The 25,688-nt window shown below is 47.6% G+C and carries 25 protein-coding genes and 1 tRNA gene; 8 read left to right on the top strand and 18 right to left on the bottom strand.

What is annotated here, in order from left to right; all coding sequences use genetic code 11:
- Window positions 1–7 precede the first annotated feature (7 nt).
- Window positions 8–1,036: a metal ABC transporter substrate-binding protein gene (locus tag HRI96_RS07450; RefSeq protein ID WP_210116761.1), complete on the bottom strand. Its 1,029-nt coding sequence runs from the start codon at window positions 1,034–1,036 to the stop codon at window positions 8–10.
- A 175-nt stretch (window positions 1,037–1,211) separates the two neighbouring features.
- Window positions 1,212–1,733: a Fur family transcriptional regulator gene (locus tag HRI96_RS07455; RefSeq protein ID WP_210116762.1), complete on the bottom strand. Its 522-nt coding sequence runs from the start codon at window positions 1,731–1,733 to the stop codon at window positions 1,212–1,214.
- Between the two features lie 128 nt (window positions 1,734–1,861).
- Here HRI96_RS07455 and HRI96_RS07460 point away from each other — a divergent pair.
- The 3 genes from HRI96_RS07460 (at window position 1,862) to HRI96_RS07470 (ending at window position 4,544) form a co-directional block, all read left to right on the top strand.
- Window positions 1,862–1,933 (top strand) — tRNA-Val (locus HRI96_RS07460).
- An 83-nt stretch (window positions 1,934–2,016) separates the two neighbouring features.
- Window positions 2,017–2,892 carry an NAD(P)-dependent oxidoreductase gene (locus tag HRI96_RS07465; protein WP_210116763.1) on the top strand — a complete coding sequence of 292 codons (876 nt, stop codon included), beginning with the start codon at window positions 2,017–2,019 and terminating at the stop codon, window positions 2,890–2,892.
- Entirely contained in the window at window positions 2,892–4,544 is a 1,653-nt protein-coding gene (locus HRI96_RS07470; protein WP_210118656.1) for a nucleoside kinase, read from the top strand. Before HRI96_RS07465 ends, HRI96_RS07470 begins: the two co-directional genes overlap by 1 nt.
- A 98-nt stretch (window positions 4,545–4,642) precedes the next feature.
- Here HRI96_RS07470 and fliJ read toward each other — a convergent pair whose 3' ends face one another.
- The 6 genes from fliJ to HRI96_RS07500 form a co-directional block, all read right to left on the bottom strand.
- The gene (gene fliJ / locus HRI96_RS07475; protein ID WP_210116764.1) at window positions 4,643–5,074 is read right to left on the bottom strand and encodes a flagellar export protein FliJ; all 432 of its coding nucleotides are present in this window, start codon (window positions 5,072–5,074) and stop codon (window positions 4,643–4,645) included.
- On the bottom strand, window positions 5,071–6,498 hold the full coding sequence (locus HRI96_RS07480; RefSeq protein WP_210116765.1) for a FliI/YscN family ATPase: 1,428 nt from the start codon (window positions 6,496–6,498) through the stop codon (window positions 5,071–5,073). The genes fliJ and HRI96_RS07480 overlap by 4 nt, the downstream gene beginning before the upstream one ends.
- Before the next feature lie 42 nt (window positions 6,499–6,540).
- On the bottom strand, window positions 6,541–7,473 hold the full coding sequence (fliH, locus tag HRI96_RS07485) for a flagellar assembly protein FliH (RefSeq protein ID WP_210116766.1): 933 nt from the start codon (window positions 7,471–7,473) through the stop codon (window positions 6,541–6,543).
- Between the two features lie 26 nt (window positions 7,474–7,499).
- Entirely contained in the window at window positions 7,500–8,561 is a 1,062-nt protein-coding gene (fliG, locus tag HRI96_RS07490) for a flagellar motor switch protein FliG (RefSeq protein WP_210116767.1), read from the bottom strand.
- 4 nt (window positions 8,562–8,565) lie between these two features.
- Window positions 8,566–10,272 carry a flagellar basal-body MS-ring/collar protein FliF gene (fliF, locus tag HRI96_RS07495; RefSeq protein ID WP_346267158.1) on the bottom strand — a complete coding sequence of 569 codons (1,707 nt, stop codon included), beginning with the start codon at window positions 10,270–10,272 and terminating at the stop codon, window positions 8,566–8,568.
- Between the two features lie 84 nt (window positions 10,273–10,356).
- Complete coding sequence (locus HRI96_RS07500) at window positions 10,357–11,235, bottom strand: LysR family transcriptional regulator (protein WP_210116768.1); 879 nt, start codon at window positions 11,233–11,235, stop codon at window positions 10,357–10,359.
- A 231-nt stretch (window positions 11,236–11,466) separates the two neighbouring features.
- Between HRI96_RS07500 and HRI96_RS07505 the strand changes: the two genes are divergently transcribed.
- The 5 genes from HRI96_RS07505 to HRI96_RS07525 all read left to right on the top strand — a co-directional run bounded on the left by HRI96_RS07505 (window position 11,467) and on the right by HRI96_RS07525 (window position 16,182).
- A complete protein-coding gene (locus tag HRI96_RS07505) occupies window positions 11,467–12,057 on the top strand; it encodes a hypothetical protein (RefSeq protein WP_210116769.1) in 591 nt (196 codons plus the stop codon).
- Window positions 12,058–12,068: 11 nt separating this feature from the next.
- On the top strand, window positions 12,069–12,986 hold the full coding sequence (locus tag HRI96_RS07510; RefSeq protein WP_210116770.1) for a Ppx/GppA phosphatase family protein: 918 nt from the start codon (window positions 12,069–12,071) through the stop codon (window positions 12,984–12,986).
- 24 nt (window positions 12,987–13,010) lie between these two features.
- Window positions 13,011–14,006 carry a Bug family tripartite tricarboxylate transporter substrate binding protein gene (locus HRI96_RS07515; protein ID WP_210116771.1) on the top strand — a complete coding sequence of 332 codons (996 nt, stop codon included), beginning with the start codon at window positions 13,011–13,013 and terminating at the stop codon, window positions 14,004–14,006.
- Window positions 14,007–14,081: 75 nt separating this feature from the next.
- Window positions 14,082–14,660, top strand: a complete 579-nt coding sequence (locus HRI96_RS07520) for a tripartite tricarboxylate transporter TctB family protein (protein WP_210116772.1) — start codon at window positions 14,082–14,084, stop codon at window positions 14,658–14,660.
- Between the two features lie 10 nt (window positions 14,661–14,670).
- The gene (locus HRI96_RS07525; protein ID WP_210116773.1) at window positions 14,671–16,182 is read left to right on the top strand and encodes a tripartite tricarboxylate transporter permease; all 1,512 of its coding nucleotides are present in this window, start codon (window positions 14,671–14,673) and stop codon (window positions 16,180–16,182) included.
- A gap of 155 nt (window positions 16,183–16,337) precedes the next feature.
- Here HRI96_RS07525 and fliE read toward each other — a convergent pair whose 3' ends face one another.
- The 10 genes from fliE to HRI96_RS07575 all read right to left on the bottom strand — a co-directional run bounded on the left by fliE (window position 16,338) and on the right by HRI96_RS07575 (window position 25,687).
- Window positions 16,338–16,760: a flagellar hook-basal body complex protein FliE gene (gene fliE, locus HRI96_RS07530; protein WP_210116774.1), complete on the bottom strand. Its 423-nt coding sequence runs from the start codon at window positions 16,758–16,760 to the stop codon at window positions 16,338–16,340.
- A 60-nt stretch (window positions 16,761–16,820) separates the two neighbouring features.
- Window positions 16,821–17,282 carry a flagellar basal body rod protein FlgC gene (flgC, locus tag HRI96_RS07535; RefSeq protein ID WP_210116775.1) on the bottom strand — a complete coding sequence of 154 codons (462 nt, stop codon included), beginning with the start codon at window positions 17,280–17,282 and terminating at the stop codon, window positions 16,821–16,823.
- A gap of 71 nt (window positions 17,283–17,353) precedes the next feature.
- Complete coding sequence (flgB, locus tag HRI96_RS07540) at window positions 17,354–17,770, bottom strand: flagellar basal body rod protein FlgB (protein ID WP_210116776.1); 417 nt, start codon at window positions 17,768–17,770, stop codon at window positions 17,354–17,356.
- Window positions 17,771–17,814: 44 nt separating this feature from the next.
- Window positions 17,815–19,185 carry an ATP-dependent protease ATPase subunit HslU gene (gene hslU, locus HRI96_RS07545; protein WP_210116777.1) on the bottom strand — a complete coding sequence of 457 codons (1,371 nt, stop codon included), beginning with the start codon at window positions 19,183–19,185 and terminating at the stop codon, window positions 17,815–17,817.
- On the bottom strand, window positions 19,185–19,730 hold the full coding sequence (gene hslV, locus HRI96_RS07550) for an ATP-dependent protease subunit HslV (RefSeq protein WP_210116778.1): 546 nt from the start codon (window positions 19,728–19,730) through the stop codon (window positions 19,185–19,187). The genes hslU and hslV overlap by 1 nt, the downstream gene beginning before the upstream one ends.
- Window positions 19,723–20,664, bottom strand: coding sequence for a tyrosine-type recombinase/integrase (locus HRI96_RS07555; RefSeq protein ID WP_210116779.1), 942 nt, complete (start codon window positions 20,662–20,664; stop codon window positions 19,723–19,725). The genes hslV and HRI96_RS07555 overlap by 8 nt, the downstream gene beginning before the upstream one ends.
- Before the next feature lie 157 nt (window positions 20,665–20,821).
- Window positions 20,822–22,990, bottom strand: a complete 2,169-nt coding sequence (gene topA / locus HRI96_RS07560) for a type I DNA topoisomerase (RefSeq protein ID WP_210116780.1) — start codon at window positions 22,988–22,990, stop codon at window positions 20,822–20,824.
- The gene (locus tag HRI96_RS07565) at window positions 22,990–24,054 is read right to left on the bottom strand and encodes a DNA-processing protein DprA (RefSeq protein WP_210116781.1); all 1,065 of its coding nucleotides are present in this window, start codon (window positions 24,052–24,054) and stop codon (window positions 22,990–22,992) included. Before HRI96_RS07565 ends, topA begins: the two co-directional genes overlap by 1 nt.
- Window positions 24,044–24,769, bottom strand: a complete 726-nt coding sequence (locus HRI96_RS07570) for a tetratricopeptide repeat protein (RefSeq protein ID WP_210116782.1) — start codon at window positions 24,767–24,769, stop codon at window positions 24,044–24,046. Before HRI96_RS07570 ends, HRI96_RS07565 begins: the two co-directional genes overlap by 11 nt.
- Window positions 24,770–24,781: 12 nt before the next feature.
- Entirely contained in the window at window positions 24,782–25,687 is a 906-nt protein-coding gene (locus HRI96_RS07575) for a tyrosine recombinase (protein ID WP_210116783.1), read from the bottom strand.
- Between the last annotated feature and the right edge of the window lies 1 nt (window position 25,688).

The following is a 25,688-nucleotide window of genomic DNA, read 5'->3' on the forward strand; positions in this document are numbered from 1 at the left end:
GTTCAAACTAATTCAGAGCTTTTTTAAGGACGTCAAGATTTCCTTTCATGATCGCATAATACGACGCGCCGTCGGCCACCTGTTTTGCCGTAACCGACTGCATTGAATCCAGCGTCATTATCTTTTTATCTTTTTTCTTGCTGTTTTTAATGACCGTATCGGCAATTTTTTTGTCGGATTTTTCCATAACAAGGATCACGTTCAAACCCAATTCGTCGGACTTGCCTGAAAGAAACGCGACGGTCTTAAAGCTCGCTTCAGTTTCTGCCGAACATCCTACGAAAGCCGCATAATAATCAAGATCATAATCGTCAACAAGGTAACGAAACGGAAAACGATCCGCAACTAAAATGACTTTTTTCTTTGAGTTTTTAATAGTCCGCTCATATTCTTTGTCCAAATCCGAAAGTTTTTTTATGTAAGCGCCGGCGCTGCTGCAGATCGTATCGGCTTTTGACGGCAAAAGGCTGCAAAATATCTCGGAAAGTCCGTCGCACACGGCCGCCGCATTTTTTAAAGAAAGCCACACATGTTCGTCATATTCTTCTTCTTCATCATCATGATCATGTTCCGAATCATCGGCAATATCGTGTTCGTGATCATCATCATGATCATGATCGTGTTCGGCCGCCTGCATTCCTTCTACAATTTCTTCCGTCCGCACCTTATCGGCCAGCATGTCCATAAGGTTAACGGCGATAAGGTCTTTGTTCATCGCATTTTTAAGAGCGTTTTCCGCCCAAGCGTCCGATTCCCCGCCCACATAAATAAATACGTCGGACGTAGTGATTTTTACCATATCTTGCGCCGAAGGCTGCCAGCTGTGCAGGTCGACGCCGCCTTCAAGCAGATAAGTAAGATCCACATTTTCTCCTGCAATATTTTTTACCCAATCGTATATGGGAAATATTGTAGTAACAACTTTGATCTTCCCGGCCTTACTAAAAGCGGGATTCTTTACTTCAGCCGCGAAACAAAGGGCTCCGGCAAAAATCAAACTGAAACAAACGAGCGATAAAAGTAATTTCTTTTTCATTTAATCACCTCAAAATATAATTTGCAAACTATTTGCATTTTTAATATGCAAACGACTTGCATTTTATACTACAAAAAAAAATTTGTGTCAATTAGTTTTGAAAAAATAGCCCAAATTTCAAGTTTTAATATTTTATAAGGACGCGTTTGTCGCACGCTGATGTGCAACTTACAAGTTACAGCTTTTTACCGCAGTTTTCGCAAAGACCGTATAAAACAGTTTTTTTGCAATCGAGCACGATTCCGTGCTTGGAAGAAAGATGCCGGATAAATTCTTCGGAATCGTTGCAGTCAAGATGTATTATTTTCAGACATGAAGTGCATTGAACGTGAAGATGATGAAGACAGCCGGTATCGTCCGCGATGTATTGAAACAGACTCTTTTTCCCGTCTTCCGCCGTGTGCCGTATGACCTTTCGCTCGTTGATCAATTTTTCAAGCCGCCGATAGATCGTAGTGATACAGGTATCTTCGCCGTGTTCTCTAAGATAAGAAGCGATATCTTGAACGGAAACAGCCGTATCTTTTTTTGACTCCAAAAATGAAAGAATTTGTATTTTGCCCCTTGTCTGATATCCGTCCGCCCTCATAAAAATAAGTATATACGGCAATTCACTTATAAACAACACCGCGCAGGGCTGAAATCCGAGCGCAGTACTGCTGTCCGCACACGGGACGGTCAGGTCGATGTTTAACATAACTTATCAACTGTTACAGGTGTTACGAGCGGCAACTTGCCGCAGGTTTCGTGCAAATCCGTACCGATAATCCGTTTCACTAAATTGACAAAATACGACTATTTTGCAATACTAGAATATATACTTTCGGAGCGTTAACTCAGTGGTAGAGTGCTACCTTCACACGGTAGAAGTCACTGGTTCAAATCCAGTACGCTCTATTTTGTTGTCCCGTGCCTAAGCTGCCTTGCGCACAATCTGATTTGTTATCGGCAAACACCGCAATGATTCTTCCGTAAAATTCATGGAGGTAAATATGAAAAAAATAGGATTTATCGGCGCAGGTATTATGGGAAGATCCATGATAAGAAATCTTATGAAAGCGGGATTTGAAATGCGCATATACGCGCGCTCCAAAGAAAAGGTGTCGGACCTTATCAAAGAAGGAGCGTCGTTTCATGCTACCATAGCGGACTGCGTAAAAAGCTGCGAAGCCGTCATCACTATCGTAGGATTCCCCAAAGACGTTGAAGAAGTATATTTTTCGCCGGGCAACATTATGGACAGCGCGGAAAAAGGCGCATATCTTATCGACATGACAACCACAAGTCCTACCCTAGCAGAAAAATTATACAATGCGGGAAGCAAAAAAGGCTTGCACGTGCTCGATGCGCCGGTTACAGGCGGAGAAACGGGAGCTAAAAACGGAACGCTTTCGATCCTCGTTGGAGGAGATAAAAAAGATTTTGAAACATGCATGCCCCTGTTTAAAGCCATGGGAACGAATATAAATTATCAAGGCAGGGCCGGATGCGGTCAGCATGCAAAAATGGCAAACCAAATCATGATAGCCGGCAATCTGTCGGGCGTATGCGAAGCTCTGTCTTACGCACAGGCAAAGGGACTTGACGCAAATGTCCTTCTAAAGTCCATATCATCAGGAGCGGCGGGAAGCAAACAGCTCGATTTTTTAGGTGAAAAGATCATAAACAAAGATTTTACTCCCAGCTTTTTTTTAAAGCACTTCGTAAAAGATATGTCGCTCGCACTGGAGGAAGCCGAAAAAAGTGGACTGCATCTCGACGTCCTAAGCTGTGTGCTCTCAAATTATAAAAAACTTGAAAAAGAAGGCAACGGAGACCTCGGAACTCAGGCACTCATAAAGCACTACGAAAAATGATGAATAAGATAAAAATAACTTTTCCGTCGGGAAAGGAATTACAGCTTCCGAGAGGAACGACGGCTTTTGAATTTCTTAATGATTTTGAAAAAACGGCGCAGCCTATTTTAGCCGTCGCCGTCAACAACGAAATCTTTTCTCTGGGACAGCCTATCTTATATAACGCCGGTGTGGACCCCATATATGCCAACAGCAAGTACGGAGCGGCCGTCTACAGGCGATCCCTGTGCTTTTTGCTTGCGGCGGCGGCCCACAATCTTTTTCCGCAGTCGCACTTACTCGTAGGACACAGCCTTGGATACGGCTATTACTATACCCTGGACACGGGCCGCCGCATCCGGCAGGAAGAAATAGACAGTCTGAAAAAGGAAATGGCAAATATCGTCGGCAAAGACCGCAAAATCGAAACCACAACCGTATCTTATCACGACGCCGTAGAGCTTTTTACAAAACTGAAACTCACCGAAACTTGCAAACAGCTCGACTGCATAAGCCCTCCATACGTCAGAATGAACACTCTGGGCGATTTTTCCGATATGTTTTTCGGCCCGCTCGTCTTTTCTACCGGGTTTTTAAAATATTTTGACCTGATGCCCTACGGCGAAGGCTTTCTGCTCCGCTTCCCAACGACGGGGAAACCTCAGGAAATTCCTTCTTTCCGAGATATTCCTACGCTTTTTTCGATCTATAAACGCTATAAAGAATGGGGAAAACAAATCGGCGTTACGTCGGCAGCTTCTCTTAACGAGCTTATAAAAAACCGTAAAATAAACGATTTTATAAACATAAACGAAACGTTCCAGACTAAATGCATCGCAGACATTGCAGATCAAATACATGAGAGGTCTCATGTTAAGGTTATACTCATAGCGGGGCCTTCAAGTTCGGGCAAAACCACAACTTCAAAAAAGCTCGCTTTACAGCTGCAGGCCATAGGCTATCATCCCCAGCTTATAAGCCTTGACAGTTTTTATGTTGGGCGCGATAAAAATCCGAAAGATAAAGATGGAAACTACGATTACGAATGCCTTGAGGCCTTGGATATTCCTCTTTTGAACGGACTTCTAAATGATCTGTTTTCAGGTAGAGAAGTCAACATGCCCATGTATGACTTTACCGCCGGCAAACGCTTCTATGACGGAACAAAGATGCAGATCTCAGACAATGACGTTCTCATCATTGAAGGCATTCACGGTCTGAACGATAAACTCACTCCCCTTATAAACCCAGACCTCAAATTCAAGATCTACCTTTCGGCTCTCACTCAGTTAAATCTTGACGACCACAACCGCATTTCGACGAGCGACAACCGCCTGATACGGCGCATAGTCAGAGACGCGCAATTTAGGGGGAAAAGCGCCGCAGAGACGATATTCATGTGGGACAACGTGCAAAGGGGCGAAAAACTTCATATCTTTCCGTTCCAAGGGAATGCGGACGCCATGCTTAACACGGCGCTGGATTACGAACTTTCCGTTCTAAAAATATTTGCAGAACCGTTGCTGCGCGCGGTAAAACCGCATCAAAAGGAATACTCGGAAGCGTCAAGGCTTTTAGGTTTTTTGAGCAATTTTTCGCCTATTCCGCCGACAGACGTACCCGACCGCTCGATAATACGCGAATTCATTGGAGGAAGCGCATTTCACTATTAGTAAGGAGAGCCTTATGAGTCCGTGCAGAAGCCTGGGGCAGCGCGGAAGATATGCGAGCGCACAGGAGTCATGAGCCTAGCAGGAGCTTTGCGGCGGCTTCAGTTTTTTCTTCCGAAGTGGGAATTTATTATATCGTCGACGACAGCTTCTTCTTCGCGAAACGATTCCTGTCTGTATTTTTCATATTCTTCTTCCCCGAGTTTTTCAAGGGAAGCCGTCTTTTTCATTTTTTCCTGAAGAACGCGGCGTTTTTGCTCGCTTACAAGTTTGGCCTCAGCCAAATCGTTCAGCAGAGCTTCTTTTTGAATTTCAAGTAAACGAAAAAACTGCTGAGCGGAACTTATAACTTCAAAGTCTAAAGACCCTTTGATATTCGCCGCAGCCGCCGCATGCTGTCGCGCAATCAAGTCGAGTTTGTTTTGAATAGCCTGCTCTTCCTGCAGAGCTTTTCCAAGCTCTATTTCAGCCTGCTCCTGCTGGAATCGTCTCAATTTAAGAATTTTTTCAAGCGGAAAATCAAATTTTTTCATTCTTCAGCGGCGGCTGCGGCGGCCTCGTCCGCAATCTGTGCGACGGATCTTATCATCATTCCCGCGTCGTCTTTGAATTCTTCTTCCGGAATTTCGATTTCGGAAAGTTCGGAAAGCCGCGTCAAAGTTTCTTCCATCGTACACTTTTCAAATTCTTCCTGCTTTAAAAAATTTTCAATAGCGTCGTGTTTTTCAATCGCCCTGTCGATAAATGCGGAATTTCCTTTTTGATAATTCCCTGTGGTTATAAGGGTTTCGTTAGTGGCGTAAGACGCCATAAGCTCCCTTATGACACCGCAGGCTTTTCGTGTCTGCAGTCCGGAAACTCTGCGCGAAAGACGGCTTATGCTCTGCAAAACGTCGATAGCGGGAAAATGGTATTTTTGCGCCAGCGCGCGGCTTAAAACGATGTGTCCGTCAATAGTTCCTCTTACCTTGTCGGTGATCGGTTCGTTCATATCGTCCCCGTCCACAAGGACGGTATAAAAAGCCGTAATGGATCCCTTGTCGTTCGTGCCGGTGCGCTCAAGGAGTTTGGGTATCATGTCAAAGACGCTGGGAGGATAGCCGCGCTGCGCAGGCGGTTCGCCGTTTGCAAGGCCTATTTCGCGCTGAGACTGCGCAAAGCGCGTGACCGAATCAAACATAAACATTACGTCGTTTCCCTGATCGCGAAAGTATTCGGCTACCGCCGTAGCGACGTATGCTGCGCGAAGCCGGCATATTGAAGGCTGGTCGCTCGTCGCAACGACTACTACAGAACGCTTAAGTCCTTCCTTGCCCAGATCGCGCTTGATAAAATCCAAAACTTCGCGTCCGCGTTCGCCTATCAAGGCTATGACATTTATATCGGCGTCGGTGTTCCGCGCTATCATGCTTATGAGGGTTGACTTTCCCACTCCGGATCCCGCAAAAATTCCCATCCGCTGCCCTTTGCCCACGGCAAGAAGTGAATCTATCGCCCGGACGCCCGTAGAAATTCGTCTTTCCACAGGCTTTCGCGTCATAGGGTCGGGAGGAGAAGCTACCGCAGGATAAAATTTTTCAGGCGAGACGTCGCCCAGTCCGTCGCACGGCCGGCCGGTAGCGTCGATAACTCGCCCTAAAAGTTTAGGCCCCACGCCCACCTGAAGAACGTTACCGGAAGCGACTACTTCGCATCCTACTTCAATTCCCTTTGTGTCGCCGAAAGCCGTAAGTTTAACCGTCGTGCCCGAAAGTCCTACAACTTCGGCCATCAGCTCGGTCTTAGTGCTCGGAATGCGGATAGTACACATTTCGCCTATAACGGAACGAGGCCCTACGCTTTCAATTTCAAGTCCGTTTACGGCAGAAACGTGCCCCACGTATAAAATGGTCTCCGTCCTTTTTATTTCATTTAAATATTTTGCAAAATCAAATTCAGCCGTGTATGACGATCTCATCTTTCATCCCCTAAAATTCCCCCGAAAAACGATCCGCAGGATTTACGCGTCAGGATTGATTATATCCGACTTTGTGATTGTTTTTATGGGCGCAACTTCAAGGATTTTATCTTCAAGTTCTTTCAGCTGGCTTGAAATGCGAGCGTCGATAGCGCCGAAATCCGTTTCCACTATACACCCGCCTCTTTCAACCGAAGAATCTTCAATAACGCTTATGCTTTTTATATTTTCAACGCGCTCTATAAAATCCCGCGTGTGCTCGGCCGTCATCTTTACGTCTTCCAAATTTACGCGGAGAATAACGTCGCCGCGCCCCTTGACTTTTTTAAGAGCCAGCAAAACGTTGTTCATGATTATGTTCTTTTGATTTTCCGAAAGCACTTTTACGACTTTTCGGGCCATAAGGATAACAAGCTCTACGATCTGCTGCTCGGTTTCCTGCAATATTTCTTCACGGCGCTGCATAACCGCAGTCAAAATAGTATGCATGCGCTCTACAAGCCGATCCGCCTCCGCCTTTCCGTATACGTAGCCGTCCTCATGTCCTTTTTCATAGCCTTCTTTCGACGATTGCTGTTTTATTTTTTCCTGTTCGGCATGAGCTTCGTCGATTATCTTTAAAGCCTGCTCTTGAGCTTCCTTTATTATCTGCGCAGCATTATTTTGGGCATCAGTCTTTATCACCTGCGCCTGATCGGATTGTTTTTTTACTTCGCTGAACGCATCGTCCTTTGCCTTAGAAACTATTTCCGCCGCTTCGGCCTGCGCTTTTTCCAGCATGAGTTTTTTTTCATCTTCCCAGCGGGCGCGGTATTCGTCGGCTTCGCGCTTAAGATCTTCGACGGTAGGACCTTCGTACACGGGAGCTTCTTCAACAACTTCTTCGACTTTAGGTTCGTAAGAGTGCACAAGTTTTAACATGACTTCGCCGGGACGTTTTTTTATTTCATTCGGTCTGAATACTGTCTTTGCCATCTTTTACCTCAAGCACAAATTTGCCGTCATGTAACAAGCTCGTCTTCTCCAGAGCGTGCAATAACGATTTCACCGGAATCTTCAAGGCGCCTGATAGTCGATACGATCTTTTGCTGGGATTCTTCGACGTCTTTCAACCGTACCGGTCCCATGAATTCCATATCTTCTTTAAGCATACTTGCGGCGCGCTTCGACATATTTCTGAAAATTTTGTCTTGAACTTCCGTATCGACGGCTTTGAGCGCCTTTGACAGCTCTTGCGTATCGACTTCGCGCAGAACTTTCTGAATCGCGCGGTCGTCGAGCATGACGATGTCTTCGAAAACGAACATGCGCTTTTTGATCTCTTCGGCCAAATCGGGATCGTCTTCTTCGAGCGATTCGATGATGGATTTTTCGGAAGAGCGGTCGACAAGGTTAAGAATTTCTACAATGCTTTCGACTCCGCCGGCTGCGGTATAATCTTCGCTCGACAGTGTGGAAAGCTTTTTTTCAAGAACGCGTTCGACTTCGCGCAAAACGTCCGGCGAAGTGCGGTCCATAGTAGCTAGACGCTTTGAAACTTCGGCTTGTATCTCTTCGGGCAGATTCTGAAGGATAACCGCAGCCTTGTTGGGTTCCAAATACGCCAGAATAAGGGCTATGGTCTGAGGATATTCCTGCTGAATAAAGTTAAGCAGGTGAGCCGGATCCGTACGACGGATAAAGTCGAACGGGCGCACCTGCAAAGAGCTCGTGAGCCTGTTTATAATGTCTATAGCCTTTTGGCTTCCCAATGATTTTTCAAGCAGTTCACGCGCATAATCTATACCGCCGGTCGTGATAAAATTCTGCGCGCTCATGAGTTCCTGGAATTCTTCAAGAACCGCGTCTTTAAAATCCGCGTCTACCTTTTCAAGCCTGGCTATTTCAAAAGTGAGGGTTTCGACTTCGTCTTCACGCAGATGTTTCATTATATCCGAAGAGACGTCGCTTCCCAACGAAACGAGAAATATCGCAGCCTTTTGACGGCCGGTAAGACTTTTATAGTCCTTTGAATTTTTCTTTGATGAAGTTCCTGCTTTTGCGGGTGTTGTAGCTTCTGCCATGATCTTATTCCTCCATCAACCAGGTGCGCACCAGCATTGCGACATCTTCGGGATGTTCTTTTGCCATTGCAATCGCGTTTTCCTGCAATTCTGCGCGGCGGCGTTCTTCGACGGACATGGAAACTTCCATGCCTTCCTCTTTTGCGTCCCAAAGGGCCTGCTCTCTGGCGGACTGCTGCCGCCGCAAAAGCTCTTCTTCGCGCAGCCTCTTGCGCCTCTCCAATTCCCGGGCGATAAATCTGACAATTATGAACAGGAGCAGTATCAAGGCCAAGCCGCCGAGAATCATCAAAACGGTCGTCCTTGTCTGCATCGCTCTGAAATACGCTTCGTCTTCGGCGGCAAATTGAGACGTGCGGTCAAACTGAATATTCGTAACCGTAACCGCATAACCGCGCGCTCTGTCATAGCCTATGGAATTACGGACATAGTCGGCCAATTTTTCCAGATCTTCATGCGAAACCGGCGTATATTCGCGGTCTATTCGCCCGTCGCTGATTACAAGGTTGTGGTTTTTATCGTATTTTTTTGTCCACGTTCCGTCGATGTTTACGGAAACCGTTATACGGTCGATCGTAGGACTTCTCTCTTCCTGCGTAGTCGTAGTGTTAATCACATTGTTCTGAGTTACAGCCGTTTCCGTAGACCGGCCTATGACGTTGGACATATCCGAATAAACGGGCGGAGTTTGACCTTCGGTTCCCGCAGGCCCTTCGGGATTATATCCCGTACCCTGCCATTCCTTTGTTACGGTCTGAGAAGAAATCGGAAAAGTGTCGCGCAATTCGGAATCGTCGTAAACGGTATCGGGATTATCCGCTCTGATAGTTATGGGTTTGTACTCGGTGGACTGCGATGAGCGCTTGGACATATCCATGTCGATCTTTATGTTCAGATCGCGGACACGGTCTTCGGTCAATGTAGTTTGAAGAGCTCGCAGAACTTTCGCACGGTATTCGGTTTCAAGTTTTTGGATGAGTTTTTGCTCTTTTGCAACCAGGTCTACCCTGTCGCTGTCGGCCATGCTTCCGAAATCGTTAAGAATATTTCCGTCGCCGTCCGCAATAGTCACGTTCTCGGCGGTAAGCCCTTCAACCGCTTTTAAAAGCAGGTTTTGAACTCCGAGAATCCTGCGGCGGCTGGTAAGAAGATCGCTGCCCGGCACGACTTTTAAGATAACGCTGGCCGTAACCGGATTCTGCTCCGAAGCGAACAAAGTCCGCTCGGGCTTTACGATATTAACGTCCGCGTAGGTTACGTCGGACAAAGCTTCAAGGTGCTGTTTGACCAACTGTGTGGTAGCTCTCTGCCATTGGATTTCACGGTCAAAATCGGTCGTAGCCCAATTAGTCTGATCAAAAAATGCATAAGGATTAACGTTTGACGGAACAAGATTTTCGGCAAGAAGAAGATCCCGCATTCTGTACGCGGTTTGCGCATTTGCGACCGATATGTATCCGGCGGAGTCTACCCAAGTTTCGACATTTTCCTGATCAAGTCTGAATATGATAGCGTTCCGCGCATTTTCATCGGTGATCGGAGTACCGAAAAGACGGACTGTAGTCGGTTTTGAAGAAACATTAAGCAAAAGGATCAGCGCAAAGACGGCGACCGCGACAATCCCGAATAATATTCCTTTTTGAATTATGGTCCATTTAGCCCACGCACCTTTTAAAGAAGCGATGAACTTTTTAAGCCATTCGTTCATCATCCCCTCCTATGAACGAACAAACATTTTATGAATAATTATATCATAATAATAAAAAAGTGAAAAGAGAAAGTAATTTATTTTCATTTATGGGGCGTATTCCCTGCAAAGAGAGATGAGGTACCGCTGTTCCTCGGAGAGCCAGATGTCGCTTCTGTGGAGTATGAAGAAGTTGCTTGTGATGCTGACGTCTATCGGAATCCTTAAAAGCTTCCCGCTTTGAAGCTCGTTTCTCACCTGGATCTCAAAGAGAATGGCAACGCCTTCCCCCTTAGCCGCAAGCTCCTTTACATTGGAAGGCGAGGAACTTGTCCATATAGGATTGAGCACATAGTTGTGTTCCATTGCAAGGTTGTCTATAAGTGTTCTTGTCGCCCTGTCCTTCTCAAGAAGGATCAGATCCTCATTGACGATATCCTCAAGGGAGAGAATCTTCTTGTCGCTCCGCAGCCTATACAGCGGACTGCAGACAGCCACAAGCTCATTGCGGCAGAACGGCTCCTGGTGCAGTCTGGGATCTGTGTCGGAATGTTGTACCATCGCGACATCGCAGGTTCCGGAGAGGACCATCTCCCGAATCCGTCTGGATGAACTGTCTCTTAGATACAGCTTGCAGTCCGGGTACTTTCGCCTGAACTTCAGAAGGACATCCGTCATCATAGAGAACCCTATTCCAGAGGTGCAGCCAAGCACTATGGAGCGGGTCTTCTGGCTGTGTGCGGCATTGTTCTCCAGGCGGGAGAAAGCCTGCAGAACCGTCTTTGAGTCCTTGTAGAGCTGCTTGCCGGCATCTGTGAGATAAAGCCGCTTGTTGCGGCGCACAAAGAAGACATTCTCATAGTACCTCTCCATATCGGAGACAACCTTGCTGACACCGGGCTGAGTCATGTTCAGCCTCACGGCGGCACGTGACATGCTTCCTTCTTCATATACGGCACAAAAAACCTTTATATTATGTAACGTCATAGACAACCATCCATATCAAATCCATATCAAAAAAACATGCAAAAACGTTTGCAATAAGACGTTTCATCATTTAAAAAATAAATATGTATCATAATAATAACATCTTCACTCCCAATATATAACATTTTCTTATACTAAGTACATAAAAATTTGACCTTCTCATTTTTATGTGTAAGAATTTCAATTGATGGGGATTCCATCAGGAAATCAAAAATATTTTGGGGGATACATATGGGAGAGATTATTCCACGTTGGGAATGGAGAACATTCGGAAAGGAATTCGGTGAGGGAGAGGCCAAAATCAAGGCCCATGAGTTAGCGACATTCAAGAAGAGTTCAGAGAAGTACATACTCTCAAAAAACAGCAACGAGAACTGCAAGATACGTGATGATCTGATGGACATCAAGTCACTCAGACAGGTCAACGCAGACAAACTTGAGCAGTGGTACCCGACCGCAAAGCTCACCTTCCCGCTTTCAAAGGAGAACATAACAGATCTGTTCAAGAACTATTTCAAGGTTGAAGTCCCGAAGTTTGAGAGAGATGAGTACACCTATGAGCAGTACCTTGATGAGCTGGTTGCAAAGACCAAGGATCTCGAAATTGTTGATGTTTACAAGGAAAGGTCCATCTATGATATCGAGGGAACCACTGTTGAGATTGCAGAGACGAAGTTCAACGGCGTTCCAAACAGGACGATCTGCGTTGAGCACATTGATCCGAAACTGGTCATGAAGGTCGTTCGTGAACTCGGAGTGCAGGATTATCCGAACATCAATTACCTGAGCGCCATGAAACAGGCTGTCGGTATGGAGAGTTAAAGGAGAAGCCCATGAGCAGAAAAGCAATCATTGACATCGGGTCCAACTCAATCAAGTTTTTTGTGGGAGAGCTGGCCGCAGACAGAACCATAAAGACGGTGCTGGACACGAATGACATAGCCCGTCTTGGAGAGGGTCTTGATTCCACAGGAGCGATCAGTCCTGAGGCGATGGAGCGTAACGTCGCTTCTGTGGCAGCCTTTGCAAAACAGGCGAAGGAACTTGGTGCAGACCAGATTGTGAGCGTCGGAACAATGGCGCTCAGAAAGGCAAGTAACAGCGCCGAATTCGTGGAGAAGGTCAAGAAGACCTGCGGCGTTGAGGTTCAGATCATCCCAGGAGAGGAGGAAGCCAGACTAAGCTACCTTGCGATCCTTTCAGGCCTTCCGCTGGAGGAGGATGCGGATCTGGTGGTCTTTGACACGGGAGGAGGAAGCACGGAGTTCATCTACGGCAAAGGCACACAGATGGTCAAGAGATTCTCGGTCAACCTGGGTGCGGTCAGGATCACGGAGAACTACCTGAAAGCCGATCCTGTTTCCCCTGCAGATGTTCAGGCGGCCATTGCGCAGATAGACAAGGAGTTCAAGGAAGCCGGAGTCAACGGAAAACCGGCGCAGCTTGTAGGAATGGGCGGAACGGTCACCAGCATGGGCGCAGTGAAGCATAAGATGGTCAAGTATGACCCGTCGGTCATCCAGGGGTCACGTCTGACAAAGAAGGATATCGAAGAGCAGATTGAAGAGTACTCAAAGCGCACAGTGGAGCAGAGAAAGGAGCTTCCCGGACTGCAGCCCAAGCGTGCAGATGTGATTCTTGCAGGAGCCTGCATTCTGAAGGTCATTACGGACAGACTCGGCGCAGATGGGCTGACGATCTCTGACAGAGGTCTCCGACACGGTCTGGCCTTCGATCTGTTCCAGAAATAAGCAATGTAAACAAGGAGGTAAAAAATGAGAAAAGCATTAACCGTACTATCGGTTTTGGTCGTTGGCCTTACAACTCTATTTGCAAACGGCGGCAAGGAGGGTGCAGCAGACGGGAAGGAATGGAAGCCCGGTCAGCCGATTACAATCATGAACCATGTGGCAGTAGGAGGGGCGATGGACCTCTACTCAAGAAAGTGGGTTGAGATCGCCGCAAAGTATACAGATGCCACATTCGTCGTTGACAACAACTCAGGCGCCGGCGGACTCACCGCCGGCGAGTGGGTCCTGAACCAGGATGCGGACGGCTACACTGTCTTCGCACTGGCTCCAACCTACCTAGATGCCGTCATACAGGCGGAACTTGACTGCTCGGAATATGTCGACGGCTTCACCTACATCTACAATCTTATGGCAGACCCGTACTGCGTACTCGTCCCTGCGACTTCACAGTTCAAGACCTTTAAGGATCTGATAGAATGGTCAAGGGCAGGAAACCTCATCACACTGTCAGAACCCAACTACGGAGCAAAATATATTGATGCGGTTCAGGTCTTCGGTTCCATTAAAGGCGTAAACTTCAAAGCCATTTCCTATGAGAGCGCAAAGAAGAACTTCGCCGCACTACTGGGCGGCCAGACAATAGCATCTGTCGGAAACCCCGGAGACACGAAAAAGTATGAGGTGAGAGCTCTTGTAATCGGAACCCCGACCCCAATTCCCGGACTTGAGCATGTTCCTAACTATGAGAAGCTCGGCTATTCAAAGGAACTCGACACCATATCCATGTGGAGAGGCTATGCCGTCAAGAAGGGTACACCGTCAGGTATGATCGCATGGTTCCAGGACATCTGCGACAAGGTTTCAGCTGATCGGGACTGGATTAACTACATGACAGGAAACAAGCTTACAGTGCTGACCGAGAGGACTGAGGCCTTTACGGCAACGGTTGAGAAAGAAGTTGTCAGCACAATTGAGGTTCTCAAGAGCGTTGACCAGATCAACCAGAAGTACAAGAGATAATCCTGTTCTGAAACCGAATTCTACTTTCACCTGAAGGAGGCTTGTCCTCCTTCAGGTCTTTTACAAGGAAAACCTATGGAAAACTTTTCAAAATGGCTGACCGGCCTTAGCTATTGGTGGATCTTGGCAGCCTTCACTGCGGTCATGGTCGGTCTGTACTTTCTCTTCAACGGCATCAAGAGAACAAGGAACGTAAAGTGCCAGTTGCTTGTGCTCTGCGGCATGGATCTTGTAACGCTGCTGTTTTATCTTCTCACTTTCAACCTGAGGATCAGTAAACTCGCGGCAGAGGCCGGAGTGACACCGAGGACAATGCCTAGGCTCTGGGCACTGTTCATTCTTCTCTGCTCAATCGGAGCATTCTTTGCGATCATAAAACAGGGGGCAAAGGAGGATGAGAAATTCGGCAAGTGGGTCTTTTCCCTACTTGTGGGAATGGGATCCATCTTCAGCGTGCTCCTGTTCAATTACATCGGCTATTATATCTCAAGCGCAATCTTCATATTCGTTGTGATGGTTGCAATGGGAGAGAGGAACAAGCTCCAGCTGATTCTTGTCCCGATCATCTGGTGCCTGTTTACATATTTCGTTTTCTACAAGATGCTGTACATCAAGCTCCCGTTCGGAAGCCTGTTCAGCAGGTTGGTCAGGTAAGGAGGTCCACATGGGTAACATTTTCGGAAATCTTGCAATGGGCTTCGGAACCATCGCCAACATACAGTCCGTCCTGTTCATTCTGCTTGGAGTGATTGTAGGGATCCTGGGAGGGGCAATTCCGGGGATCTCACCGTCAATGGCGGTTGCTCTTCTTCTGCCGATCACTTACTCCCTTTCACCGATAACCGCAATGGTCATGCTGATGGGGATTTACATCGGCGCGAACTATGGCGGATCCATCACAGCGGTGGCAATCAACACCCCCGGAACACCGTCCGCAACCGTCACAGCCTTTGACGGCTATCCGATGCTCAAGAACGGAAAAGCCGGAGAAGCGATGGGGATCTCCCTGTGGGCTTCAGTAATCGGAGGTCTGATCGGGGCATTGATTTTGATCTTTTTCAGCGTTCCTTTATCACAGGTGGCCTTAAAATTCTGGCCCTCCGAGTACTTCGCTCTCTGCATAATGGGTCTGACCACAGTAGCCACCCTTGGAGGAAAGCAATGGGAGAAGGCTCTTGTAACATGTGTTTTCGGTCTTCTGCTAAATACTATGGGTCTTGACCCGACCTTTGGAATCAAGCGTTTCACCTTTGGTGTAACGAAGCTGTTCGACGGCTTTGAGATGGTTCCTGTACTGATCGGTCTGTTTGCCCTTGGAGAGGTTCTCAACAACCTTGAGCACTACAAGGCGGGTCAGAAGGCTACTCAGGAGAAGGTTGACTACAAGCTGCCAAAGCTCCGATACTACTGGAAACTGAAGTTCTCCATCCTGCGCGCTGGCCTCATCGGCTGTATAATCGGGATATTCCCAGGCGCGGGCGGAACGATTGCCTCATTCCTTGCATATGACGTTGAAAAACGTATGGGCAAGCATCCTGAGAATTTCGGAAAGGGTGCTCCTGAAGGTGTTGCGGCGGCGGAGGCGTCAAACTCCGGATCCGTAGGCGGTGCAATGGTTCCGCTGTTAACCTTGGGCATTCCAGGATCTTCAACCGCAGCGGTTCTGCTCTCCGCACTGATGATCCACAACCTGAACCCAGGGCCGAAGCTGTTCACAGACGAGCCGGCGCTGGTCTACGGCCTCTTTGCCTCGATGTTCATCGCAAACGTCCTGATGGTCTTCGTAGGAACCTATGGCGCAAAGCTTTGGGTAAGAGTCGGATACATCAAGAAGACCATCCTATATCCTCTGATCTTCGCCTTTGCAATCCTTGGAAGCTATTCAATCAAGAAATCAATGTTTGACGTAGGGACTTGTCTTGCGTTCGGACTCATAGGCTGGATGATGAAAAAGTTCGGTTACCCGGCCTCACCTCTTGTGCTTGGAATTGTACTTGGAAAGCTCATCGAAACGAACTACGCCCAGACCTTGATGGTCACCGGTCCGATTGGATTCATACAGAGACCTCTGACGGTCATACTGTTCTTAGTCTCCATTGCCGCGATAGTATATCCCATAGTCGCAGGCAAGCGTAAGGAGAAGAATCTTCACAAGTCCCGGGAGAAACAAGGATAACCCGAAACGGATCCAAAGAACCGGAAGCATTGAGAAATCGACTCCATACGGCAAAAGGCCGGAGCTTCATAAAAAACCCCGGCCTTTTGCTTTTAGCGCCGATGGTAATCAGCTGCCACCGCTCATACATTCACGCAGGACACTTTCGGTCATGCTCAGCGCATTGTCGTAAGTTCATTCCATCCGGTAACCATTCTGTCGATGACGGTCTGCGCGATCGAAAGCGACATCTGAGCTTTCGACATAGCTATAGTCACATCATGGATGTCTACGGAATCGGGATCGGTAATAAGTTTTTGCTCGATAGCGGCGACATCCAGCTGCTGACGGTTCATTTGAGAAACGGCGCCGAGTACGCGGTCTGCAGCGGAAGGAGTTGAAATTCCGGCTTTCGGATCCTTAGCGGCAAGGGCGTTCGCCTGTCCTGCAGCTTGTATACCGGCGGTTTTGTTATCCTCCGTTCCGGACGATAAGATTTTACTGAAAGAAATATCATGCGGCAAAGATAAAGGAGCCTTGCCCATGTGAGCGGGATCCGTTCGCGTCATTTGCAAAGAACCGAATTCGGGAATTTTCATATCCATAAGTATACCCCGTTCAAAAATATTTTACCAGTCTGTGTCGTGCCGGAAAACAGCTTACGCACGGCCTATTTCAAGCGCGGCGTTGAACATTTCTTTCGCTCCCTGTATTACGGCGGTATTCGCTTCGTAAGCGCGGGAAGAAGATATAAGGTCTACCATTTCATTGACTATATTGACGTTCGGATATTCCACATAGCCTTTGTTAGGCCCTGATTTTATTGCGTCCGGGTGGGAAGGATCGTAGACCATCCGCCCTTCAGAAGTGTCTTTTACTATTTCAAGAACCTTTACGCCTTTTCCGGGACCGTTATCCAAGTCTTCCGGCACAAAGGGCGTGCGCCACTGAGGGCTTGAGGCGGCGACAGGCTCGAATATCACTCTAGAACGTTTAAAAACGCCGCCTTCCTGCGTGCGCGTAGTGGAAGCGTTTGCGATATTATTGGAAATAACATCCGTTCTGAGCCGTTCGACGCTGAGCCCCGTAGCGGCGATGTTTATGCTTGAAAAAATTCCCATCGTTCGTTTCCTCCGTAAAATTCTCAGTATGCCGCGCATCAGGCATGCGCTTATATGCGTTCAGTCAAATCTCAGCGCCTTACGGCGGTTCTTACCTGTGAAAATTCAAAATTTCCGAGCTGGGTGAGAAGCTGATATTGCAGCTGGATCTTGAGAATGTTCATCGCTTCCGTTTCGGCATCCACATTGTTGCCGTTCGCCTTCGCAGCCGTGGTATAGTCTAAAACACGCCGCGGTTCTACGGATCGCCAATCCTGCACGTTATTCAGTTTTATGTGCCTGGGATCCGTGCGCGTAAGGCGGAACGCTTTTTCCGCTTCTTTTTCGGAGTCGAAAGCGCGCTTGAGTTCGCTTTCAAAATTTACAACCGAGCGTTTAAATTTCGGAACTTCCGCATTTGCCATGTTATTCGCGCTCACCTGATAGCGCAAGGAATTCACGTCAAGAGCGCGGTGCAAAAGCTCAACAGACTTCGTAAATGTGTTCATACCCTTATTTTCGGAAAAAATAAGAGCCGTGTTTAGACATTATTTTAAAGAATGTAACGCGACAGATCCTGATTTTGCGAGATGTCTTTTAGGCGCTCGTCCACGTAGGCGGAATCTATCACAATCGTTTCTCCCTTATGCTCATCCGCAGAAAAAGAAATTTCATCGAGAACTTTTTCCATAATGGTATGCAGGCGGCGAGCGCCGATGTTTTCGCTCATGGCGTTTACTTCTTCGCCCAAAGCGCTCATACGCTCTATGGCATCGTCCGAAAATTTTACCGTAACGCCTTCCGTAGACAGCAATGCGGTGTATTGGTACGTAAGAGCATTCTTTGGCTCCGTCAAAATACGGCGGAAATCGTCTTTATGAAGCGAATCGAGCTCCACACGCAAGGGAAAGCGCCCCTGAAGCTCGGGAATAAGGTCGCTCGGAGCGGCGATGCTGAACGCGCCGGCCGCGATAAAAAGAATGTGCGTAGTATCGACTATTCCGTATTTAGTATTTACATTAGAGCCTTCGACGATCGGCAATATGTCTCTCTGCACGCCTTCTCTGGAAACGTCCTGTCCGCTGCGCTCGCCTTTTACAGCGATTTTATCTATTTCATCGATAAAAATTATTCCCGATTGTTCCACGCGCTGCCTGGCAATTTCGGCAACCTTGTCGTGATCAACCATGCCGTCCAAAACTTCTTCAGTTAAAAGGCGGCGGGCTTCTTTTACAGTGACCGTTCTGCGGTGAGACTTTCCGCCTACGATGAACGAAGTCAAATTTCTTATTCCGCTTTCAAGATCGTCCATATTTCCGCCGGCAATTATTTCCATATTGGGCAGTTGGGGACGGCGGTCTATGGAAAGTTCCACTTCGCGGTCTTCGAGTTTTCCGTCGCGCAGCATCTGCCTGAATTTTTCCCGCGTAGAGACTGCGTTTTCCGAAGCGGTTTGGGAATTTCCCGGCGGCAAGGCGATCAGGTCTTTTTTGTTTTCTTTTTCTCCGCTTCCGGGAAGAAGAAGATCCAAAAGCCTCTCTTCAACTTTTTCGCCGCTCTGCTCGCGCATTTTCTCCTGCATTTCGGCCTTTACGTCGTTATATCCTACGGCCATAAGATCGCGGATCATGGACTCGACGTCGCGCCCTACGTAGCCCACTTCGGTATATTTCGTCGCTTCCACTTTTAAAAACGGCGCGTTGCAAAGTTTTGCAAGCCTGCGGGCTATCTCGGTTTTGCCCACGCCTGTAGGCCCGATCATGAGAATATTTTTTGGAGCGATTTCGTCGCGGATATCTTCAGGCAGTTTAAGGCGGCGCGAGCGGTTCCGCAGCGCTATTGCGACGGCACGCTTGGCTTTGTGCTGTCCGATCACATACATATCAAGTTTTTCTACAATCTGTCGCGGGGTAAGATCTTCCATTACAGTTCCTCTACGGTGATGTTATTGTTTGTATAAATGCAGATATTGCCTGCGATCTCCAGGCTTTTTTCGGCAATTTCGCGCGCGGAATATTTCGAACATTCCATGTACGCAAGAGCCGCGGCATAGGCATAGTTTCCGCCGGAACCTATGGCAAGAATATCGGTTTCAGGCTCGATGACGTCTCCGCTGCCTGAAATCAAAAGGATCTTTTCGGCGTCGGCTACCAAAAGGAGCGCGTCCAGCTTGCTCAAAGAACGGTCGGTTCTCCACATTTTAGCCAGTTCAACAGAGGAACGAGTGAGATCTCCGTTATATTCCTTGAGTTTGGCTTCGAATTTATCAAATAAGGTAAAGGCGTCGGCCGTCGCGCCTGCAAAACCCGTTAATACTTTGCCGTCGTATATGCGGCGCACCTTTCTCGCGTTGCCTTTCATCACGGTGTTACCCATCGTAACCTGTCCGTCGCCAGCCATCGCGACTTTCGAGTCTTTTTTTACTGCGATCACGGTTGTGCTTCTGATTTTTTCAAATTGTTCATTCATCTTTTTTTCCTCCATGCGGATGCGCACGGTTATAAATTTCTATCAATCGTTCGGTAGTGATATGAGTGTAACGCTGCGTCGTAGAAATATTCGAATGCCCTAAAAGTTCCTGAACCATCCGCACGTCCGCTCCGTTGGCAAGCATCTGAGTAGCAAAGGTGTGCCTGAAAGCATGCGGCGAAACCGAGTGATTTACTCCTTCCGCTCCGGAATAGCGGGCCACTATCCATTCGATTCCTTTTGCCGAAAGTTTTTTACCTCTCTGGTTTACAAAAACCTCCGGCACGAGATCCCTTGTGCCGAGCCTTTCAAAAAGTTTTTTTCTGTCGGCCAGATACAGGCACAAGGCTCTCCGGGCGTCATCTTCAAAATACACTCGCCTGTCCTTTTTCCCTTTGCCCGTAACTATGGCGGATCCGTATTCGTCGTCAAGATCTTTTAATTTCAACGAAGCTATCTCGCTCACACGGCACCCTGAAGAATACAGCATTTCAAAAATCGCTTTGTCTCTGGTTTCCCATAAAAGCTCTTTTTTTACGGGCTGACCGCACAAAGCGTCGATTTCGTCGGCAGTCATAAAACGCGGAAGCCGCTTGGGAATTTTTACCGTCCTAAGCTCAAGCGCAACATTGTTTTGAATATACTGAAATTTTCTGCAATAAGCAAACATCGATCTTACGGCGGCGATAAATCTGTTTATCGAAGCCGCAGACTTTTTATTTTCCGACATCTTTCCGACGCAAAAACGAAGATCTTCAAGGCCTACGGAAGGAAGAAGTCTCTCTCCTCCCAAATTCGACAACATAAAATTCAAGTCGTTTTTATAAGAAATAACGGAATTTTGAGAAAGACAGCGCACGGTTTCTTCGTATAAAAGAAATTCTTCAACGGCTTCTTTAAGGCTTATATCGTTTTTTTGTTCCCTTCTTTTCATTGTATTTTAACACGGCCGTAAAATTGCGATCCTCACACTATGAGCACGCGATCGGCGCTGCAATCTGCGGCGCCGGCCGCATGCAACCGCACGCAGTTTACGCTGCAATGCGCGCGCGATACACTTCCGGAAGGCGGCTTGCCGGCCGCATGAAAGCCTATGACGCGGATTCCTCCTCGGAAAATTTGGAAGAATCGTCCGCCGAATGCAAATAATCGCAATCAGGGTTTATGCACGCCTTGTAAGAGCCGTTTTTTTTGTCGAATTTTTCCACAAGGAACCAGCCGCATTTCGGGCAATACTGCCCTGCAAGCGGTTTGAAATGCGAAATAAAATTGCACTTAGGATAATTTGTGCAGCCGTAGAATTCTTTTCCCCGCCCCTTGGGCCTTCTCATCACTATGTCGCCGTTGCAGCCCGGAAGCGGACATTTTGCAAGCGGAACGGCTTTTGTGTTGTGACATTCCGGAAAACCCGAACATGCGATAAAAAACCCGAATCTGCCGAGTTTTTTGACCATGGGTTTTCCGCATTTTTCGCAGATTTCATTTGTGGGTTCGTCGAATATTCCCTTCATGCTTTCCTGTGTTTTCATCACGTCGTCTACACGGACTTTAAAAGGAGCGTAAAACTCGCCGACCATCTTGTTCCAAACAAGTTCCCGCCTTTCAATCCTGTCAAGATCGTTTTCAACGTCGGCGGTAAATCCTTCGCTTATTACATTGGGAAACGATTCTACGAGAATCTTATTTATTATGCGTCCCAGCTGGGTGGGAACGAGCTGCTTGTTGCTGCGCGTAACGTAATAACGATCCAGAAGCACTGAAATGATCGGGGCGTAGGTGGAAGGGCGCCCTATTCCTTTTTCTTCGAGCGTCTTAACTATCGACGCATCGGTGTAGCGCGCAGGGCCTTGCGTAAAATGCTGTTCAGGATCGAAAGACTTAACGGAAACTCTTTCACCTTCTTTTAAAGCGGGAATGCTCGCCGTCACATCTTCTTTTGACGAAAGAAGTTTTATCACGCTGTAGAACCCTTTTTCGATTATCTTCGACGACGAAAGTCTGAAAACCGCATCTCCGGCCGTTATCTCAAGGCTCGTCGTGCGCGTTTTTGCGTTTGTCATCTGACTTGAAACAAAACGCTCCCAAATAATCGTGTAAAGCCTAAGCTGATCCCTCGATAAATAATCCTTTACATAATCGGGAGTATAAGACGAATACGTAGGCCTGACGCCTTCGTGAGCGTCCTGGGATCCCTTGCCTACGGAATATTGAATCGGGTTTTCGGGAAGATTTCCAGGATGATTTTCACCGATCCACTTTCGAACGTCGTCCAGAGCCGTCTGCGCAATGCGCACGGAATCGGTGCGCATATAGGTGATAAGTCCTACGCGGCCGGAGCCTATGTTTACGCCCTCGTACAACTGTTGGGCTATCTGCATGGTTTTGCGGGAAGTAAACCCGAGCCTGTTTGCGGCCGTCTGCTGCAATGTGGAAGTTGTAAAAGGCGGACGAGGCCTCAGGCTTTTATCCGACGACTTTACGGCCGTAACAATGCAATCGCAATCTTTGATCTTTTCGATTATGTCGTTTACTTGTTTTTCATTTTTAAGTTCGGGTTTTTCATTTTTATAAAGCACAAGCTGGCCTGAAAACTTTGTCTTACCCTTTATAAAAACCGCATCCAAAGACCAATATTCTTCGGGAATAAAGCTTTCCACTTCGTCTTCGCGCTCGCAGATGATGCGGAGCGCCACCGATTGCACGCGCCCGGCGGAAAGGCCGTTCTTTACCTTTTTCCAAAGGAGAGGGCTTAGATTGTAACCTACAAGGCGGTCGAGCACGCGGCGCGCTTTTTGCGCGTCCACCTTTGACTCTTCAATATCGCCGGGATTGTTTACCGCCGCCTTTATAGCGGGGGGAGTTATTTCGTTAAACACTATGCGGTTTATTTTTGCGTCGGTTTTATCTTTTAAAGCGTTGTGCAAATGCCAAGCTATGGCTTCGCCTTCCCTGTCGTTATCGCTTGCGAGCAATACTTCCGTAGAATTTTTTGCGTCCTTTTGCAGTTCTTTGAGTAATTTCGCCCTGCCGCGTACGGTTATATATTCGGGCTGAAAATTGTGTTCAATGTCGATCGCCATACGGGACTTGGGCAGGTCTATCAAATGTCCCATAGAAGCCTTTACCGTGTATCCGCTGCCCAGATATTTTTCAATGGTATTAGCCTTTGCAGGAGACTCGACGATCACCAATGTCGCCCTAGTCTTTTCGGCAGTATTTTCCTTTTTCTTTGTTGAGTTTTTTTTAGTTACAGTTGCCATCACACACCTTCCCGAAAACGCCCGGAAGCGCGATCTCCCGGAACTTCTCCAATGCAAATCTTATAATCGTCATAGCTTTTTATGACCGGCGCTCCGTCGTCAAGGTAGCGCTTGACAGTCTGCCTTAACTTATACTCGCTTTTTTCACCGCGAGCAACTTTAATCTCCAGTTGTTTTTCAACCGCTTGCGAAGTCGTCTGCGCAGCGTGACAGAGCGCGCTCTCATGAAACAATACGTCGCGGTCATAACCCAACGCAAAATCCGCCGTCAAAAGCGCTCCGCTTCCGGCAGGCGCCTGTATTACTACCGTCGCAGGCGACAGTCCCGCAATGATCCTGTTGCGCTGAACAAAGCGCCAAGGCTCGGCGCCGGTACCCGGCAGATATTCGCTCAAAAGACATCCGCCGGTTTCCAGAATACGAGCCGCCAATCTTTTATGCGCCGAAGGAATTACAGTATCTATTCCGCACGGCAGCACTGCGGCCGTCTTACCGCACAATTTTCCGCCGGTAAACTCACCGGCGCCTGTTTTTTCCGCTCCGAAATTTTCGCACTGCGCGTAAAACGCGTCTACGGCGCCCTCATGCGCTTTGCCGTCGGCGCCGAAAGCCAAGCCTGAAACTATTGCAGTCCCGTCGGCTGCGGCGTCGTAAGCAAAATCGTGCGCAGCCTTAGCTCCTTCAGGCGTGAGCCGCCTCGTTCCCACTACGGAAACGCAGTTTTTACCGAGCGCGGAAATATCGCCCCTGTAAAAAAGAACGAACGGCGCGTCAGGAATTTCCGTAAGTAAAAAAGGATAATCGTTATCCCCATACACAGAATACGATATTCCCCGCTTTTCAATGATTGCGGACGCAACATTTGCGTCGTGAAAAGCCGCCTTACCGTCCCATTTCGCCCTGGCAGGCTCTCTTCCTATAGTAGCTGAAATTTCTTTTAAAGAAAGTAACGCAATGTCGTCCGCACTGTCAAGATTTTTCAGCAAAATTATCTTTTCTTGAAGCGTTAAAAAATGCGCCTGAGAAAGGCATAGGACTAAAAGCTTTTTACTTTCATTTTGCATAAGCGGCGTCTAACACGATTTTTTTATTGGCTTCTGCCTCTTTTTTTCGTTCGTCCGACTTTGTGGTTTGGATAATTTTATCATAAACGGCCGAGGCTTTGTCAAATTCATACGTGGAATAATAGGCGCGCGCAAGAACGAACATCGCATCGACATTCCGGGTTTCGATCGTAAGGAGCTTTTCAAGCAAAGGCACGGCTTTTTCGCTTTCGTCAAGTTCAAACACGTACAAAATCGAAAGACCGTACAAGGCTCGCGCATAGCGCGGTTCTATGCGGAGAGCTTCAAGATATGCGGATTCCGAAAGCTTTAAATAATTGTATTTTTTTGTGTCTGAAGCCGTAGCGTCGTAATCCAGGGCGGAATGGGCCATGTAGCCGGCGCAAAGTCCCACGTAATAATATAAATTTTGATTTGCGGGAAAATATTCTATAGCTTTTTGAAATGTCTTTAAGGCTTCCCCGTACATCTTGTTGTCAAGGTAGCGGGTTCCCAAAATCTTATACCATATGCCGATCTGAGCCTGCGCCAGTTGAATATCCGCGACACGGTTTTGATATTTCGCTATAGCGTCTTTTAATTCTTCTACGGTAGTAGGACTCTGCACGCCTTCTTCAAAATGCTGTTGCCGGATTATAGTTTTATTACTCTTTGCACATCCCATAAATAAAAAAACAAGCCCGATCAAACTACAAAAAAAATAAACTTTTTTCATCGCCGTACCACCTCATTTTTTGTGCCCGGGGAAATATTCCCTATGACAATTTTCAAGCTGCCTGTCGTTTACATGCGTATATATCTGCGTAGTAGACAGATCGCTGTGCCCGAGCAATTCCTGCACCGATCTCAGATCGGCGCCGCCCGACAAAAGATGCGTAGCAAACGAATGGCGCAGCGTATGCACTTTAGCATGAACACCCGAAAGGATTTCAAGTTCCTTAAACTTTTTCCAAATTCCTTTTCTTGAAATCGGATCTCCGCGGTAATTTAAAAAAACTTCCGCCGTATTTTTTCGCCCCGCAAGGGAAGGACGCACCGTTTTCATATAAAGCTCAAGACACTCTGCAGCGGCGTCGCCGAACGGCACGAGCCTTTCCTTATCGCCCTTGCCGTGCACCATAAGAATTCTTTCACTCATGTGCACGTCGCGCACTAAAAGCGTCGCAGCTTCGCTTATGCGCAGTCCGCAGGAATAGATAAGCTCAAAAAGAGCTCGGTCGCGCACGCCTAAAGGCTTTTTAACGTCTATGGCGGAGAGTATGAGTTCCACCTGCTTTCCGGACAAAACGTCAGGCAAACGCCGTGAAGCTTTAGGCCGGTCAAGCAAAAGAGCGTTGTTTTCAGTCCAAAAGCCCGTTCTTACCAGATAAGAACCGAACGAACGCAGCGCCGAAATATCTTTGGCAAGCGTAAGTTCGGAACATCCAGCCGTCTTTCTGAAAGCCAAATAGTACAAAAGATCGTTCGCGCCGACTTCTTTTAACTTTAAGCGCTCGTCGCCGCACCATTTAAAAAACTCGCTCACGGCGGTTTTATATGTTTGCGCCGTAAGTTCGGAGCGGCGGAAAACCATTATAAGATCCGTGTAAAACCTTGAAAGCATGACATCCGCAGTCAGTCTTTCTTCACTCATA

The sequence above is a fragment of the Treponema parvum genome, from assembly GCF_017893945.1.
Lineage (GTDB): Bacteria > Spirochaetota > Spirochaetia > Treponematales > Treponemataceae > Treponema_D > Treponema_D parvum_A.

Excerpts from the sequence above, each read along its gene's own strand:
- HRI96_RS07450 (WP_210116761.1), bottom strand. The coding sequence starts at position 1,036 with ATGAAAAAGAAATTACTTTTATCGCTCGTTTGTTTCAGTTTGATTTTT.
- HRI96_RS07455 (WP_210116762.1), bottom strand. The coding sequence starts at position 1,733 with ATGTTAAACATCGACCTGACCGTCCCGTGTGCGGACAGCAGTACTGCG.
- HRI96_RS07465 (WP_210116763.1), top strand. The coding sequence starts at position 2,017 with ATGGAGGTAAATATGAAAAAAATAGGATTTATCGGCGCAGGTATTATG.
- HRI96_RS07470 (WP_210118656.1), top strand. The coding sequence starts at position 2,892 with ATGAATAAGATAAAAATAACTTTTCCGTCGGGAAAGGAATTACAGCTT.
- fliJ (WP_210116764.1), bottom strand. The coding sequence starts at position 5,074 with ATGAAAAAATTTGATTTTCCGCTTGAAAAAATTCTTAAATTGAGACGA.
- HRI96_RS07480 (WP_210116765.1), bottom strand. The coding sequence starts at position 6,498 with ATGAGATCGTCATACACGGCTGAATTTGATTTTGCAAAATATTTAAAT.
- fliH (WP_210116766.1), bottom strand. The coding sequence starts at position 7,473 with ATGGCAAAGACAGTATTCAGACCGAATGAAATAAAAAAACGTCCCGGC.
- fliG (WP_210116767.1), bottom strand. The coding sequence starts at position 8,561 with ATGGCAGAAGCTACAACACCCGCAAAAGCAGGAACTTCATCAAAGAAA.
- fliF (WP_346267158.1), bottom strand. The coding sequence starts at position 10,272 with ATGATGAACGAATGGCTTAAAAAGTTCATCGCTTCTTTAAAAGGTGCG.
- HRI96_RS07500 (WP_210116768.1), bottom strand. The coding sequence starts at position 11,235 with ATGACGTTACATAATATAAAGGTTTTTTGTGCCGTATATGAAGAAGGA.
- HRI96_RS07505 (WP_210116769.1), top strand. The coding sequence starts at position 11,467 with ATGGGAGAGATTATTCCACGTTGGGAATGGAGAACATTCGGAAAGGAA.
- HRI96_RS07510 (WP_210116770.1), top strand. The coding sequence starts at position 12,069 with ATGAGCAGAAAAGCAATCATTGACATCGGGTCCAACTCAATCAAGTTT.
- HRI96_RS07515 (WP_210116771.1), top strand. The coding sequence starts at position 13,011 with ATGAGAAAAGCATTAACCGTACTATCGGTTTTGGTCGTTGGCCTTACA.
- HRI96_RS07520 (WP_210116772.1), top strand. The coding sequence starts at position 14,082 with ATGGAAAACTTTTCAAAATGGCTGACCGGCCTTAGCTATTGGTGGATC.
- HRI96_RS07525 (WP_210116773.1), top strand. The coding sequence starts at position 14,671 with ATGGGTAACATTTTCGGAAATCTTGCAATGGGCTTCGGAACCATCGCC.
- fliE (WP_210116774.1), bottom strand. The coding sequence starts at position 16,760 with ATGAAAATTCCCGAATTCGGTTCTTTGCAAATGACGCGAACGGATCCC.
- flgC (WP_210116775.1), bottom strand. The coding sequence starts at position 17,282 with ATGGGAATTTTTTCAAGCATAAACATCGCCGCTACGGGGCTCAGCGTC.
- flgB (WP_210116776.1), bottom strand. The coding sequence starts at position 17,770 with ATGAACACATTTACGAAGTCTGTTGAGCTTTTGCACCGCGCTCTTGAC.
- hslU (WP_210116777.1), bottom strand. The coding sequence starts at position 19,185 with ATGGAAGATCTTACCCCGCGACAGATTGTAGAAAAACTTGATATGTAT.
- hslV (WP_210116778.1), bottom strand. The coding sequence starts at position 19,730 with ATGAATGAACAATTTGAAAAAATCAGAAGCACAACCGTGATCGCAGTA.
- HRI96_RS07555 (WP_210116779.1), bottom strand. The coding sequence starts at position 20,664 with ATGAAAAGAAGGGAACAAAAAAACGATATAAGCCTTAAAGAAGCCGTT.
- topA (WP_210116780.1), bottom strand. The coding sequence starts at position 22,990 with ATGGCAACTGTAACTAAAAAAAACTCAACAAAGAAAAAGGAAAATACT.
- HRI96_RS07565 (WP_210116781.1), bottom strand. The coding sequence starts at position 24,054 with ATGCAAAATGAAAGTAAAAAGCTTTTAGTCCTATGCCTTTCTCAGGCG.
- HRI96_RS07570 (WP_210116782.1), bottom strand. The coding sequence starts at position 24,769 with ATGAAAAAAGTTTATTTTTTTTGTAGTTTGATCGGGCTTGTTTTTTTA.
- HRI96_RS07575 (WP_210116783.1), bottom strand. The coding sequence starts at position 25,687 with ATGAGTGAAGAAAGACTGACTGCGGATGTCATGCTTTCAAGGTTTTAC.